Annotated in this window: 11 protein-coding genes; 2 read left to right on the forward strand and 9 right to left on the reverse strand. The window is 70.6% G+C overall.

Annotated elements, in window-relative coordinates; genetic code table 11:
- Positions 1-53: 53 nt before the first annotated feature.
- The 3 genes from DEJ08_RS09670 to DEJ08_RS09680 all read right to left on the reverse strand — a co-directional run bounded on the left by DEJ08_RS09670 (position 54) and on the right by DEJ08_RS09680 (position 3,763).
- Positions 54-2,447, reverse strand: coding sequence for an ATP-binding cassette domain-containing protein (locus DEJ08_RS09670; protein ID WP_220035441.1), 2,394 nt, complete (start codon positions 2,445-2,447; stop codon positions 54-56).
- 91 nt (positions 2,448-2,538) lie between these two features.
- A complete protein-coding gene (locus DEJ08_RS09675; protein ID WP_111054242.1) occupies positions 2,539-2,991 on the reverse strand; it encodes an NUDIX hydrolase in 453 nt (150 codons plus the stop codon).
- A 10-nt stretch (positions 2,992-3,001) separates the two neighbouring features.
- Entirely contained in the window at positions 3,002-3,763 is a 762-nt protein-coding gene (locus DEJ08_RS09680) for an SDR family oxidoreductase (RefSeq protein ID WP_111054243.1), read from the reverse strand.
- 154 nt (positions 3,764-3,917) lie between these two features.
- Between DEJ08_RS09680 and DEJ08_RS09685 the strand changes: the two genes are divergently transcribed.
- Both DEJ08_RS09685 and DEJ08_RS09690 read left to right on the forward strand, forming a co-directional pair.
- Complete coding sequence (locus tag DEJ08_RS09685; RefSeq protein WP_071244706.1) at positions 3,918-4,391, forward strand: NfeD family protein; 474 nt, start codon at positions 3,918-3,920, stop codon at positions 4,389-4,391.
- Positions 4,388-5,590, forward strand: coding sequence for an SPFH domain-containing protein (locus tag DEJ08_RS09690; protein ID WP_111054244.1), 1,203 nt, complete (start codon positions 4,388-4,390; stop codon positions 5,588-5,590). Before DEJ08_RS09685 ends, DEJ08_RS09690 begins: the two co-directional genes overlap by 4 nt.
- A 72-nt stretch (positions 5,591-5,662) precedes the next feature.
- Here DEJ08_RS09690 and DEJ08_RS09695 read toward each other — a convergent pair whose 3' ends face one another.
- The 6 genes from DEJ08_RS09695 to DEJ08_RS09720 form a co-directional block, all read right to left on the reverse strand.
- Positions 5,663-6,013 (reverse strand): RNA polymerase-binding protein RbpA, encoded by a 351-nt coding sequence (locus DEJ08_RS09695; RefSeq protein WP_027465636.1) that lies wholly within the window; start codon positions 6,011-6,013, stop codon positions 5,663-5,665.
- 110 nt (positions 6,014-6,123) lie between these two features.
- Positions 6,124-7,716 (reverse strand): apolipoprotein N-acyltransferase, encoded by a 1,593-nt coding sequence (lnt, locus tag DEJ08_RS09700; RefSeq protein ID WP_258367023.1) that lies wholly within the window; start codon positions 7,714-7,716, stop codon positions 6,124-6,126.
- Positions 7,717-7,727: 11 nt separating this feature from the next.
- Positions 7,728-10,166 carry a DEAD/DEAH box helicase gene (locus DEJ08_RS09705; protein WP_071244709.1) on the reverse strand — a complete coding sequence of 813 codons (2,439 nt, stop codon included), beginning with the start codon at positions 10,164-10,166 and terminating at the stop codon, positions 7,728-7,730.
- Entirely contained in the window at positions 10,163-10,915 is a 753-nt protein-coding gene (tatC, locus tag DEJ08_RS09710) for a twin-arginine translocase subunit TatC (RefSeq protein WP_111054254.1), read from the reverse strand. Before tatC ends, DEJ08_RS09705 begins: the two co-directional genes overlap by 4 nt.
- 613 nt (positions 10,916-11,528) lie before the next feature.
- A complete protein-coding gene (locus DEJ08_RS09715) occupies positions 11,529-12,500 on the reverse strand; it encodes a helix-turn-helix transcriptional regulator (protein WP_111030116.1) in 972 nt (323 codons plus the stop codon).
- Positions 12,493-13,545, reverse strand: coding sequence for a helix-turn-helix transcriptional regulator (locus tag DEJ08_RS09720; protein ID WP_035808308.1), 1,053 nt, complete (start codon positions 13,543-13,545; stop codon positions 12,493-12,495). The genes DEJ08_RS09715 and DEJ08_RS09720 overlap by 8 nt, the downstream gene beginning before the upstream one ends.
- Between the last annotated feature and the right edge of the window lie 65 nt (positions 13,546-13,610).

Consider the following 13,610-nt stretch of genomic DNA (forward strand, 5'->3'; position numbering starts at 1 on the left):
AGTCCTCACACACGGCTGGCGCCCAGATTCGCCGTCCGAGCCTGTCCCCCGACTCAGGCTCCGACGTACGCCGCCAGGTGCTGCCCGGTCAGCGTCGACCGCGCCGCCACGAGTGCAGCGGGCGTCCCCTCGAACACGATCCGTCCACCGTCGTGCCCGGCGCCCGGCCCGAGGTCGATGATCCAGTCGGCGTGCGCCATCACGGCCTGGTGGTGCTCGATCACGACGACCGTCCGGCCGGCGTCGACGAGCCGGTCGAGCAGGCCGAGCAGCTGCTCGACGTCGGCCAGGTGCAGGCCCGCGGTCGGCTCGTCGAGCACCACCACGCCACCCCGGTCACCGAGGTGCGTCGCGAGCTTGAGCCGCTGCCGCTCTCCCCCGGACAACGTGGTGAGCGGCTGTCCGATCGTCAGGTAGCCGAGCCCCACGTCTGCGAGCCGGGCGAGGATCGTGTGGGCCGCCGGCAGTGCGGACTCCCCCGCCGCGAAGAACGCCAGCGCGTCGGCGACGGACATGCCGAGGACCTCGCTGATGTCCTTCCCGCCCAGGTGGTACCCGAGCACGGACTGGTCGAACCGCTTGCCGTCGCACTCGACACAGGGGCTCGCGACGCCCGCCATCATGCCGAGGTCGGTGTACACGACACCGGTACCGTTGCACGCCGGGCAGGCGCCCTCCGAGTTGGCGCTGAACAGTGCGGGCTTGACGCCGTTGGCCTTCGCGAAGGCCTTGCGGATCGGCTCGAGCAGACCGGTGTACGTCGCCGGGTTGCTCCGCCGTGAGCCACGGATCCCGCTCTGGTCGATGGCGACCACGTCGTCGCGCCGGGCCAGCGACCCGTGGATGAGCGTGCTCTTGCCCGAGCCGGCGACCCCCGTGACGACGGTGAGCACCCCGGTGGGGACGTCCACGTCGACGTCGTGCAGGTTGTGGGCCGAAGCGCCGCGGATCTCGATCGCCCCGTCCGGACGACGGACCTCGGACTTCACGGTGACGCGGTCGTCCAGGTGCTGACCGGTCACGGTCCCGCTGGCACGCAGCCCGTCGACGGACCCCTGGTAGCAGAGCGTCCCACCGCCGGAACCGGCACCGGGTCCGAGGTCGACGACGTGGTCGGCGATCGCGATGACCTCGGGCTTGTGCTCGACGACCAGGACGGTGTTGCCCTTGTCGCGCAGCCGGACGAGCAGCTCATTCATCCGCTCGATGTCGTGCGGGTGCAGCCCCGTGCTCGGCTCGTCGAAGACGTACGTGACGTCACTGAGCGAGGAGCCGAGGTGCTTCACCATCTTCACGCGCTGCCCCTCTCCCCCGGACAGCGTGCCGGTCGGGCGGTCGAGCGACAGGTAGCCGAGTCCGATCTCGACGAAGGACTCGAGCAGGTCGCGGAGCCCCTCGAGCAACGGCCCGACCCCCGGGTCGTCCAGACCCCGCAGCCAGGCGACGGCGTCGGTGATCTGCATCGCGCAGACGTCGGCGATGCTGCGGCCAGCGATCTTCGACGAGCGGGCGGTGTCGTTCAACCGGGTCCCGTCGCAGGCCGGACACGTCGTGAAGGTCACCGCACGGTCGACGAACGCCCGGATGTGCGGCTGCATCGCCTCGCGGTCCTTCTGCAGGAACGATCGGCGGACCCGGTGCACGAGCCCCTCGTAGGTCATGTTGATGCCGGCGATCTTCTGCTTCGTCGGTTCGCGGTACAGGAAGTCCTGCCGCTCCTGCTCCGTGAAGTCGCGGATCGGGGTGTCCCGGTCGAAGTAGCCCGACTCGGCGTACAGCCGCACGTTCCACCCGTCGGTCCCGTACCCGGGGATCGTGAGCGCGCCGTCCCCGAGCGACTTCGTGTCGTCGAACAGCTGCGTCAGGTCGATGTCGTTCACCAGCCCCCGGCCCTCGCAGTCCGCGCACATACCGCCGAGCCGCGTGAACGAGACCTTCTGGGCCTTCGCGTCCGCACCCTTCTGCACCGTGATCGCTCCCCCGGCCGTCACGGTGGCGAGGTTGAACGAGAACGCGTTCGGCCCCCCGATGTGCGGCTGACCGAGTCGGCTGAACAGCACGCGCAGCATCGCGTTCGCGTCCGTGGCGGTGCCGACGGTGGAGCGAGGGTCGGCGCCGATGCGCTCCTGGTCGACGACGATCGCGGTGGTCAGGCCGTCGAGCAGGTCGACGTCGGGACGCGCGAGCGAGGGCATGAACCCCTGCACGAACGCGCTGTAGGTCTCGTTGATCATCCGCTGCGACTCGGCGGCGACGGTGCCGAACACGAGCGAGCTCTTGCCCGAGCCGGAGACCCCGGTGAACACCGTGAGCCGCCGCTTCGGTAGGTCCACGTCGACGTCGCGCAGGTTGTTCGCGCGGGCACCGCGCACCCGGATCCGGCCGTGCCGGTCGGCAGGGTGCGCGTCGGCGCCGGTGGGGTCGTCGTCGACCGGATCGGTGTGCATGCGGGTCAGCGTACCGACGGGAGGCCCGTGGCGGGCCCGCCACGGGCCTCCCGTCCGGTCCTGGGTCGGCCGTCAGGCCGTGGTGCGGTGCTCAGGCGCCGTGACGGCGCGCCAGGTCCGGCAACTCGGCGGGTTCGAACTCCTCGTCGGTCGCCTCGAGCTCGTCGGCGGTCCACCACCGCGAGGCGAGGATGTCGACGCGCTCGTCGTCGGTCCACTCGGCGTCGGACAGCTCGAAGCCGGGCGTGCGGACGACGTAGAACTCGGCGTGCCCGCGGTCGTGGTCGGCGAGGTCCCACTCGACCGTGAAGTCCCAGGACCACACCGGCTCGCCGGGTTCGTCGATGACGATCCCGGTCTCCTCGCGCAGCTCGCGGATCGCGGCGTCGCGGTGGGTCTCCCCCGGGTCGACCCCACCACCCGGCGTGATCCAGCGGTGGGCGCCGTCCGACGAGGGCGAATTCGTGTCCATCAGGAACACGCGGCCCTCTGGGTCGAGCAGCAGGATGCGGGAGGTGCGGCGCAGGCCGGGCTTGGCGGTCACCCGCCCGACGTTAGCCGACGAAGCCGCTGACGTCGCCGACCAGCTTGGTGTGGTCGGCGGGGATCGGCTCGACGGCGGCCAGGGCGATCTCGGCCGCGAACTCGGACACGCTGTAGAGCTTGCCGACCTCCTGCCGACGACCCTCGATCGCGCCGGGGTTCAGGCGGTTCAGCAGCGTCGCGGTGATCGTGCCCTCGATCATGTCGCCGGAGACGACGACGAACTCGATGCCGGCGGCCTCGAGCTGCGGGATGAGCTCACGGAGGGCGAGTTCTCCGGCACGCTTGCTCTTGGCGACCGGGACGTACTCGTCCATCGTCTCGGCGGTCTCGACGAAGTGCGCCTGGTGGCTCGTGACGAACACCACGCGGGAGCCGGCGGGCATGTGCGGCACGGCGGTCTGCAGCATGTCGACCTGGGCGTCGCGGTTCAGGCGGAGCGCGTAGTCCTCGCCGACGCCGGACTCCATGCCCCCCGACGCGTTGAGCACGAGCAGGTCGATGCCGCCCCACTCCTGGACGACGGTGTCGACGAGGGTCTGCACGGAGTCGTGCTCGGTCAGGTCGGCGCCGACGGCCAGGGCGGAGCCGCCGGCCTCGACGATCTTCTCGGCGATCTGCTCCGCGCGCTTGGCCTTGTTGCGGTAGTTCACGACGACCTTCGCCCCGGCCTCGGCGAGGTACCCGACGGTGTCGGCGCCGATGCCACGGGACGAACCGGTGACGACGGCGCGCTTGTCGGTGAGGGATCCGGGGGCGAGGGGGTTGCTCACAGTCGTGTTCTCCAGGTCTGGTTCCGGCCGGTCGGGCGCACCGAGCCTACCAATCGCCTGCACGACCGTCGGACGGCCCTGATATGTTGAACGGAGTTGTACCGGCTGTCGCGACGCAGCGAGCCGCCGCGCGCGACCGAGGGAGGGAGATCGCGTGAACGGAATCGATTGGATCCAGAGCACCGTCTGGATCGGCCTGGTGTTGCTCCTGGGCGTGGTCGAGATCTTCACCCTCGACTTCATCTTCATCATGCTCGCGGCGGGTGCCGCCGGCGGGTTGATCGCCGCACTGCTCGGCGCCCCGTGGTGGCTGTCCGCCATCGTCGCCGCGGTGGCCGCCCTCGTGCTGCTGTCGCTCGTCCGACCGCGACTGCTCGTCGCGCTCGGCCGCGGTGCCGACCCGCACCGCACCAACGTCGAGGGGCTCATCGGGCTCGCCGGCACGGTCGCGGTCGCCTTCACCTCCTCCAGTCCCGGTCAGGTGCGCCTGGCCAACGGCGAGACCTGGAGTGCGCGATTCGCCGCGGACTCCGTCGACCGCACACCGCCACTCGGGACCCCCGTGGTCGTCGAGTCGATCGAGGGGTCGACCGCGGTCGTGCGCCTCGCAGAAAGGGCCACCTCGTGACCAGCATCTCCCCGGGGACGATCGCACTGATCGTGCTCATCCTCGTCGTCGTCATCTTCGTGATCGTCGTCCTGGCGAAGGCGATCCGGATCGTTCCCCAGGCCACCGCGGGGATCGTCGAGCGACTCGGCAAGTACCACAAGACCCTCAACCCGGGCCTGAACCTCCTGGTGCCGTTCATCGACCGCCTGCGGCCGCTGCTCGACATGCGTGAGCAGGTCGTCTCGTTCCCGCCGCAGCCCGTGATCACCGAGGACAACCTGGTGGTCTCGATCGACACCGTCGTCTACTTCCAGGTGACCGACGCCCGTGCCGCGACGTACGAGATCGCGAACTACCTCGGCGCCGTCGAGCAGCTCACCACCACCACGCTCCGCAACGTCGTCGGTGGCCTGAACCTCGAAGAGGCCCTGACCAGCCGCGACAACATCAACGGCCAGCTCCGCGTCGTCCTCGACGAAGCCACGGGCAAGTGGGGCATCCGCGTCGGCCGAGTCGAGCTCAAGGCGATCGAGCCGCCCGTGTCCATCCAGGACGCCATGGAGCAGCAGCTCCGTGCCGAGCGCAGCCGACGTGCCGCGATCCTCCAGGCCGAGGGAACCAAGCAGTCCCAGATCCTCGAGGCCGAGGGGCAGCGACAGGCAGCGATCCTGGCCGCCGAGGGTGACGCCAAGGCACAGGTGCTCCGTGCCGAGGGTGAAGCCCAGGCCATCGCGACCGTGTTCGAGGCCATCCACACCGGTGACCCGGACGAGAAGCTGCTGTCCTACCAGTACCTGCAGACCCTGCCGAAGATCGCCGAGGGCACGTCGAACAAGCTCTGGATGATCCCGAGCGAGTTCACCGAGGCCCTGTCCGGCATCGCGAAGGGCTTCAGCGCCAGCCGCGGTGGCGGCGCCGGTCCGGTCGCCGGCGGTGCCGGTGGCACGGACTTCCTGTCCCGCATCTCGAAGCTCGCGAACGAGAGCCTGGCGAACACCGCAGCCGCGGACACCACGATGCCGCGTGCAGACGCCACCGCCGCGGACATCGTCCCCGAGTCCGACCTCGACGCGCGCCTGGCGGAGTCGAACCGCAGTGTCGATGCGCACCTCGCGGCGGCCGACGACGCGACCGCCGAACAGGTCGCGGACACTCCGGCCACGCCGGGCGACGACGCGTCCGGTCACCGGACCAGCGACGGCTCCGGCCGGCGCTGACGGTCCCGCACCAACGAACGACGACGCCCGCCCCGGGGAACCGGGGCGGGCGTCGTCGTGTGTTCGGTGGTGTCAGGCGCCGCGTCGTGCGCGGAGGACCTGCAGGCGCTCTTCGAGGAGCTCCTCGAGTTCCTCGCGCGAGCGGCGCTCGAGCAGCATGTCCCAGTGGGTACGGGGTGCCTTCACGTCCTCTTCGGCGACCTCGACGGGGATCCCGTCGTCGCCGAGCAGGCGGCCCTCGCGACCGGAGCGCGGCTCCGACCAGGTCTGGGGGACGTCCGCATCGGCCGAGAAGACGATGTCGAACGTCTCACCCGAATCCGTCTGGTAGACCGCGCGCTTGCGATCTGAGAGCTCGACGCCCTCTTCGCTCTGGAGACTCTGACTCCCGAGCCGCATGCCGCGGAGACTCCGATCAGCCATGTGTGTGCTCCTCTCGCTCGTCTGCCCTCCACAACACTGTCCCACGCCCCATCAATCCCGTACCGGCGCATTCACAGTCCGTTCCCAGTGGCTGGGCGCGGCGTGCCCGATCAGGAGCGGGTGCGACGACCCCAGGGCGCGCAGGCGAGGAGCACGAGGAGCCCCCCGAGGGAGAGCATGAGCGTGATCGAGCCGGACAGGATCGACGCGGGGGTGGTGGACGTGCCGAGCGGCACGTCGGTCACCATCGACGTCGCGGTGTACTCCGGCACCCGGTCGATCGTGCGGCCGCTCGGGTCGATGACCTGCGACGCTCCGACGGTCGAGATGTTCACCAGCGACCGACCGGTCTCGATGGCCCGCATCCGCGCGATCTCGAGCTGCTGCAGGTTCTCGTCGGTGCCCGAGAAGTCGGCGTTGTTCGTCTGCGCGAGGATCACCTGCGCTCCCCCGCGCACCATGTCGGCGGTCAGACCGTCGTCGACGATGTCGAAGCAGATCGAGATGCCGGCACGGATGCCCGCGACGGAGAGCACGTTCGGCTTCGTCCCCGGCGTGTAGTCGCGCTGCAGCAGACCGATCAGCGACGGTGCGAGCTTGGAGAAGAACCAGCGGTCGGGCACGTACTCGCCGAACGGCACCGGACGCTTCTTGTCGTAGGACGACTGCCAGCCGTCGGCGGTCCACACGAACGACGTGTTGTGCAGCACCCCCGACGGGGTCTGCGTGATGGCACCCGCGACGATCGGGGCGTCGAGCGAGTCGACCACCGAGTCGAGGGCGGACGCGATGACCGGCTGCTGGCGCGGGTCGTACTCCGCACCGGCCTCGGGCCAGACGACGAGGTCCACACCCTTCGCGTCCACGTCCGTCGCAGCGACCTGCGCCGCCAGGACGTCGCCGGGCTCCGCACGGTCGAAGTACCCTGCGGGACCGTTGCCCTGCACCGCCTCGACCCGGATCGTGCCGCTCGTCGCCGTCGGCCACGCCGGCACGGCCAGGACCGCCGCGACGAGCAGACCCGCCGTCGCCACCCGCACGGGCAGCCGGAGCGTCACGCCCGGCACGCGGGGTGCCACGAGCGCGAGCGACACCACGACCGCGACGCAGTACACGACGATGAACGTCAGCCCGAGGACGCCGACGTACGCGGCCAGGTGCGTGAACGGCCCCTGCGACTGCGACAGGCCGACGCGTCCCCAGGCGAAACCGCCGTACGGCCAGCTCCCCGAGAACCACTCGCGTCCGGTCCAGAGTGCGGCGACGACGGCCGGGAGGCCCCACACGCGTCCGGCGGTCGAGGGCACCACACGGGCGACCCAGCGGTACGCCAGGGCGATGGCGACGCTGCCGAGCGCGAAGAACGCGGCTTCGAGCAGGGCGAGTGCGAACCACGGGACCGGGCCCAGGTAGCGACCGGCCCACGAGATCGCCGGGATCCAGAACGCCGCGCCGGCGAGGTAGCCGATCCACGCCGCACGCCGCGCCCGCTGTCCCATCACCGCGAGCAGCATGCAGGCGAGTGCCGGGTAGGCGAGGAACCACCACCCGGGCGACGGGAACGCGAGGGCGAAGAGGATCCCGCCGATGACGGCCAACGGCACCGCGGTGCCCAGCGGCAACGCGGCGAACGGGCCGGTCGCGACCGCCCCGCGGCCGACGCGCGCGGGCAGCCCGCGCACACTGGTCTCCGGAACCGGCACCGGGCCTCCTGTCAGACCGCCGCGTAGGCGACGATGCCGCGGCGAACCGCGTCCGTCGCCCGTCGGGCGGTCTGGGCGAGTTCGTCGTCGCCGGCGTTCCGGATCTGGTCGAGCAGGTCGATGACCTGCTTCGACCAGCGCACGAAGTCACCGGCCGGCAGGTCGAGGGTGCGGAGGACGTCGTCGAGGGCGGAACCCGAGGCCCAGCGGAACATGCCGACGGCCATCGCCGGGGTCGGCGGCTGCGAACCGGCCAGGCGCGCTGCACGCTCGATGTCGTCGAGGCGCGACCAGATCGTCAGTGTCTCGTCGAGCGCGGGGCGGAACGCACCGCGGGGCAGGGCATGCTCGGTGCCGGGCGCGTCCTCGCGGCGGGGCTGGTAGATGATCGTCGCGGCCATGGCGGCGAGCTGTGCCGGGGTGAGGTCCTTCCAGACCCCCGCCTCGAGGCACTCGGCGACCAGCAGGTCGCGGTCGCCGTAGATGCGCTGCAGGCGACGGCCGCCCGCTGCCACCGTGGCTTCGCCGTTGCCGGCGTCCACCAGGTAGCCGAGCTCGAGCAAGACCTCGGTGACACGGTCGAACGTCGTGGCGACGGCGCCCGTGCGGGACCGGATCTGCTGGACGAGCTTGTCGTTGGCGCGCTTGAGCTTCCACCAGCGCTCGGACCAGCGGGCGTGCGCCTCGCGTTCCGGGCAGGCGTGGCAGGGGTGGCGCTGCAGCTGGCGGCGGACCGCCGTGATCGCGGCCTGTCGTTCCTGGCGGGCGCCGTGCGACGCCTCGCGACCGCCGGGCACGTTCGTGCGCTCGAGGTCGGAGAGCTCACGGCGGAGTGCCGAGTACTCGGTGAAGTCGCCGAGGTGGCACTGCATCGCCTCGCGGTAGCCGTCGAGCGACTCCTGCTGCGAGCGGACCTTGCGGGCGAGGTCGACCACCGACCGGTCGGCCTGGAACTGGGCGAACGACGTCTCGAGGACCTCGCGCGTGCGCTGCCGGCCGAACTGGTCGATCAGGTTGACGGCCATGTTGTAGGTCGGCTTGAACGACGAGTTGAGCGGGTACGTGCGGCGGCTGGCCAGCGACGCGACGGCCTGCGGGTCGAGTCCGTCGGTCCACTGGATGACCGAGTGCCCCTCGACGTCGATGCCACGACGACCGGCACGGCCGGTGAGCTGCGTGTACTCCCCCGGGGTGATCGGCACACGGGCTTCGCCGTTGAACTTCTCGAGCTTCTCGAGCACGACGGTGCGCGCCGGCATGTTCACGCCGAGCGCCAGGGTCTCGGTGGCGAACACGACCTTCAGGAGCTTGCGCTGGAAGAGGTTCTCGACGACCTCCTTGAAGGCGGGGAGCAGGCCGGCGTGGTGCGCCGCGACTCCTCGCTCGAGCCCCTCGAGCCACTCCCAGTAGCCGAGGACGGCCAGGTCTTCGTCGAGCAGGGTGCGGCAGTGGTACTCCGCCGTCTCGCGGATCTCGTTGCGCTCCTGCACCGTCGTCAGGGACAGGCCCGAGCGCAGGACGTTGCGGACGCCCTGGTCGCAGCCGTTGCGGCTGAACACGAAGAAGATGGCGGGCAGGAGCATCCGCTCGTCGAGCATGTGCGCGATCTGCTCGCGGTGCACCTTCTCGGTGCGGGGCCCGCGACGCTCGGGGTAGCCACCACGACCGCGCCGGCCGCGGTGGCCGCCGCCGTTCCGCTCGCTGCGGGAACCGCCGCCGACCATGCGGAGCAGTTCCGGGTTCACGCGGTTCGTCGCCGCGGCACCGCTCGAGTCGAACAGGTCGACCATCTTCGAACCGACCAGGACGTGCTGCTCCAGCGGCACCGGACGGTCTTCGGAGACGATGACGTCGGTGTCGCCACGGACGGTCTGCAGCCAGTCGCCGAACTCCTCGGCGTTGGACACCGTGGCGCTGAGCGAGACCAGGCGGACCTCGGTCGGGAGGTGCAGGATGACCTCTTCCCACACGGCACCGCGGAACCGGTCGGCGAGGTAGTGCACCTCGTCGAGGACCACCCAGGCGAGGTCGTCGAGCAGGTCCGAGTCGGCGTAGATCATGTTCCGGAGCACTTCGGTCGTCATCACGACGACGCGGGCGCGGGGGTTCACGTTCGTGTCCCCGGTGAGCAGCCCGACCTCGGACTCGCCGTAGACGTCGACGAGCTCGGCGTACTTCTGGTTGCTCAGTGCCTTCATCGGCGTCGTGTAGAAGACCTTCGCCGTCGGCTGGCGCATGGCGAGCCAGATGGCGAACTCGGCCACGATCGTCTTGCCGGCTCCGGTCGGGGCGGCGACCAGGACGCTGCGGCCCTGGTCGAGCGAGTCGCAGGCGGCGAACTGGAACGGGTCGAGGTCGAACCGCAGGTCCGTCCGGAAGAGCTCGAGGTTGCGCGACCGGTTGCGCACCTTGGCCGCGGCGAACCGCTCGGCCGCACTCGTGCCACTCACAGGTCGTACTCCTCGTCGAGCTTCGCCTGGCGCTTGGCCAGACGGCGGTCGTGGATCCACGCGATGAAGCAGGCCGCGATGTAGAGCACGGTCATCGGGATGGCCAGCAGGAACATGGAGATGACGTCGGCACTCGGGGTGACGATGGCGCAGAAGACCAGGATGCAGAGGATCGCGACGCGCCAGCTCTTGATGATCGCGGAGGCCGACAGCACCCCGACGAAGTTCAGCAGCACGATGAAGACCGGCAGCACGAACGCGATGCCCACCGCGACGATGAGCTTGATGACGAAGTCGTAGTACGCCTTCGCATCGACGATCGAGGTGTCCTGGCTCGACACGAAGCTGCCGAGGATGCCGACCACGTGCGGCAGGATGTACCACCCGAAGTAGCACCCGGCGAAGAACAGCGGGATCGCGGTGCCGAGGAAGCCCCAGACGTACTGCCGCTCACGCCGGACGAGCGCGGGCACGATGAACGCCCAGATCTGGTACAGCCAGACCGGGCTCGCGATGACGACGCCGATGGTGATCGCGATCTGCAGCTTGAGGTCGAACGCCCCGGTGATCATCGGGAAGTTCAGCTCGGCCGTGTGCCCACCGACCTTGGCGAGCTCGGTCACCGGTGCCCGGAGCGCGTCGAGCACCCACGGGGTGAGGAACCAGCCGCCGATCGCACCGACGACGATCGCCACGACTGCGCGGAAGAGACGGTTGCGCAGCTCGATGAGGTGCTGCCCGAGCGACATGCGGCCTTCGGCGTCGGTCTTCTGGCGCCCCTGCCGCTTCGCTCGCCCGCGCGCGGTCGTCGAAGCCATGTGCTCGATCTTACGGGGTCGGGACCGACAGTCCGCCGGGGGTCGGTGCGGCCGCGTGGCGGGTGGGTGGCGGGCGGGTGGCGCGTGGGCGGGCGGGATCGGGTGTACCTGGCGAGATCGGGCGTACCTGGCGAGATCGGGCGTACCGGCGAGACCGGGCGTACCTGGTCGGAGCAACAGACCAGGTACGCCCGGAACCACCAGGTACCCGAGCTTCACCGTGCGGGATCGGGCATACCTGCCGAGATCGGGCGTACCTGGTCGGATCAACACACCAGGAACGCCCGGAACGACCAGGTACCCGAGCTTCACCGTGCGGGATCGGGCGTGCCGTGCGACATCGGGCGTACCTGGCGAGTTCGGGCTTACCTGGCGGGAACGGGCATACCGGGTCGGAAAATCACACCAGGGACGCCCGGAACAACCAGGTACCCGAGGTCCACCGTGCGAGATCAGGCGTACCTGGCGAGATCAGGCATACCTGGCGGGATCGGGCGTACCCGGTCGGAACGTGCAGCGCTCGAACGAGCCGCAGCGGCAGACGTCAGCCCGCGGCGAGGGCCGCGGCCGCGAAGTCGCGCACGGCGTCACGGGCCGCTGGCGGATCGAGCACCACGGCACGACCCGGCAACCCGGCAACGAGCCGGACCACGCCGTCGAACCCGTGCGACGCCGCGAGCCGGATGCGGACACGGCCGTCGGAGTCGGGCGCGTCGGCCGTGTCGGACAGGAAGTCGGCGACCAGGGGCAGCGACGTCGAGTCGAGTTCCACCGTGACGATGACGTCGTCGGCGGCCTGCTGGAACAGCGTGTCCGGGATGACGACCTGGTCGATGGTCTTCTCGGCCGCGCGGTCGTCGACCCGGGCTTCGGACATCCGGTCGAGCCGGAACGTCCGGAGCGCCTGCCGGTCGAGGTCCCACGCGCGCAGGTACCAGTCGGTGTCGATGGACTCGACCCGGAGCGGGTCGACCCGTCGGGTGCCGCCCTGGGTGCGCGGTCCGGCGTACTCGAAGACCAGGCCGCGGCCGTCGGACATCGCCCGGCGGATGGTGGCGAGGGCGACGTCGTGCAGGTCCTGCCCGACGGCGACGGTCGACGCCGCTCCCCCGGCACCGCGGGACAGCTTGGCCATCAGCGCGCGGATGGCGTCACGGTCGGCGGCTTCGGGCAGCGCGGACAGGTACTGCAGGCCCGCGATGAGTGCCGAGGCCTCACGAGCGGACAGCCGCGGTGAGTCGTCGATCGCCACGAGGTTGGTCAGCACGATCATGTCGTTCTGGTCGAAGTCGTCCCAGGCGATGTCGAACAGGTCGCCGTGCTGGTACTGCATCGTCTCGCCGGGCACCCCGGACACCGCGATGAGTTCGACGGCACGCCGGATGCGGGCCTCGGGCACACCGAAGTGCCGAGCGGCCTCGGCCACCGAGACCCGCTCGCGGTCGATCAGGTAGGGCACCAGGGCGAGCAGGAACGCGAGCTTGTCCTGCGCCTGCAGAGGTTGGGCGTCAGCCACGAACGGGGTCCTCTCCGGGGGCTGCGGCACGGTCGTCGTCGGTGTGGTCGCGCACGAGTGCACGGAGGCGCTCGTCGACCCGCGCCCGCAGGTCGTCGGGTTCGAGCACCCGGACCTCGGGACCGAAGGCGGCGAGTTCCTCGGCGAGGATCTGCGGGTCGACATGGTGCAGCACGAGCGCGCCGTCGGCGTCGGTCTCGGTGTCGCGGCGACGGGTCAGTCGGCGTTCGGCGTCGGAACCCGGCGTCACGGCGATGCGCGCGGTGCGCTCGGCCCAGATCCGCTCGAGCTCGGCGAGGGTGCGCTCCCCCGCGCCGACGGGAGCGGTGTGCTGCCCGACCTCGTACTGGGTGACGGGTCCGACGATGCGGGCCAGCAGGTAGTTCTTGTCCGAGTCCGTCGCGAACTCGTGGGCGGCGAGCATCCACCGGCCGCCGTGCTGCACCAGGGCGAGTGGAGCAACTTCGCGCCGACGGGCGTCGTGCTGCCCCGGCGTGATGTAGTCGAAGCGAACTGCGGCGCCGCGATCGAGCGCGGAACGGAGCGGCTCGAAGGACGCATCCCGAGCCCGGAGCCGCGGGGCGTACGCATCGACCCCGAGCTGCAGGGCACCGTCGTCGTCCTCGGCGCCGGCCGAGCGGACCTTCAGCAGGCCACGGCGGGAGTCGGCGGACAGTGCGCCTTCGCGCCAGGCCATCGCGGCCAGGGACAGCAGCGCGGATTCGTCCGGGGTGAAGCGGACGTCGACGGGCAGGTCGTACTCACCCTTCGGGATCCGGTACCGGAGCGTCTGGTTGTTGCCCGCGGCACCCGGGGTCTCGATGGTCTCGAGGGGGATGCCGAGCTCGCGGACGTCGTCCTTGTCGCGTTCGAACTGGCGCTCGAGCGAGGCGTTGTCGCCACCGGTCGAGAACCGCTGCCGGTACCCCTGCACGTTGGCCAGGATCTCGGCCTTGGTCAGCCCGGACTCCGTCGAGAGCAGCGCGAGCACGAGGCTGAACAGCCGCTCCTCGGCGGGCACACGGGGCACACGGGTCGCTGGCACGAGCCGATCCTACGGCAGCGCGGGTGCACCGGAGTGCACCCGCGCCGCGGTCCGTGGACGGTCGG

It is taken from the genome of Curtobacterium sp. MCLR17_054 (genome assembly GCF_003234335.2).
Classification (GTDB): Bacteria; Actinomycetota; Actinomycetes; order Actinomycetales; family Microbacteriaceae; genus Curtobacterium; species Curtobacterium flaccumfaciens.

Coding starts and splice junctions, on each gene's coding strand:
- DEJ08_RS09695 (WP_027465636.1), bottom strand. CDS start 6,013: ATGGCTGATCGGAGTCTCCGCGGCATGCGGCTCGGGAGTCAGAGTCTC.
- DEJ08_RS09670 (WP_220035441.1), bottom strand. CDS start 2,447: ATGCACACCGATCCGGTCGACGACGACCCCACCGGCGCCGACGCGCAC.
- tatC (WP_111054254.1), bottom strand. CDS start 10,915: ATGTCGCTCGGGCAGCACCTCATCGAGCTGCGCAACCGTCTCTTCCGC.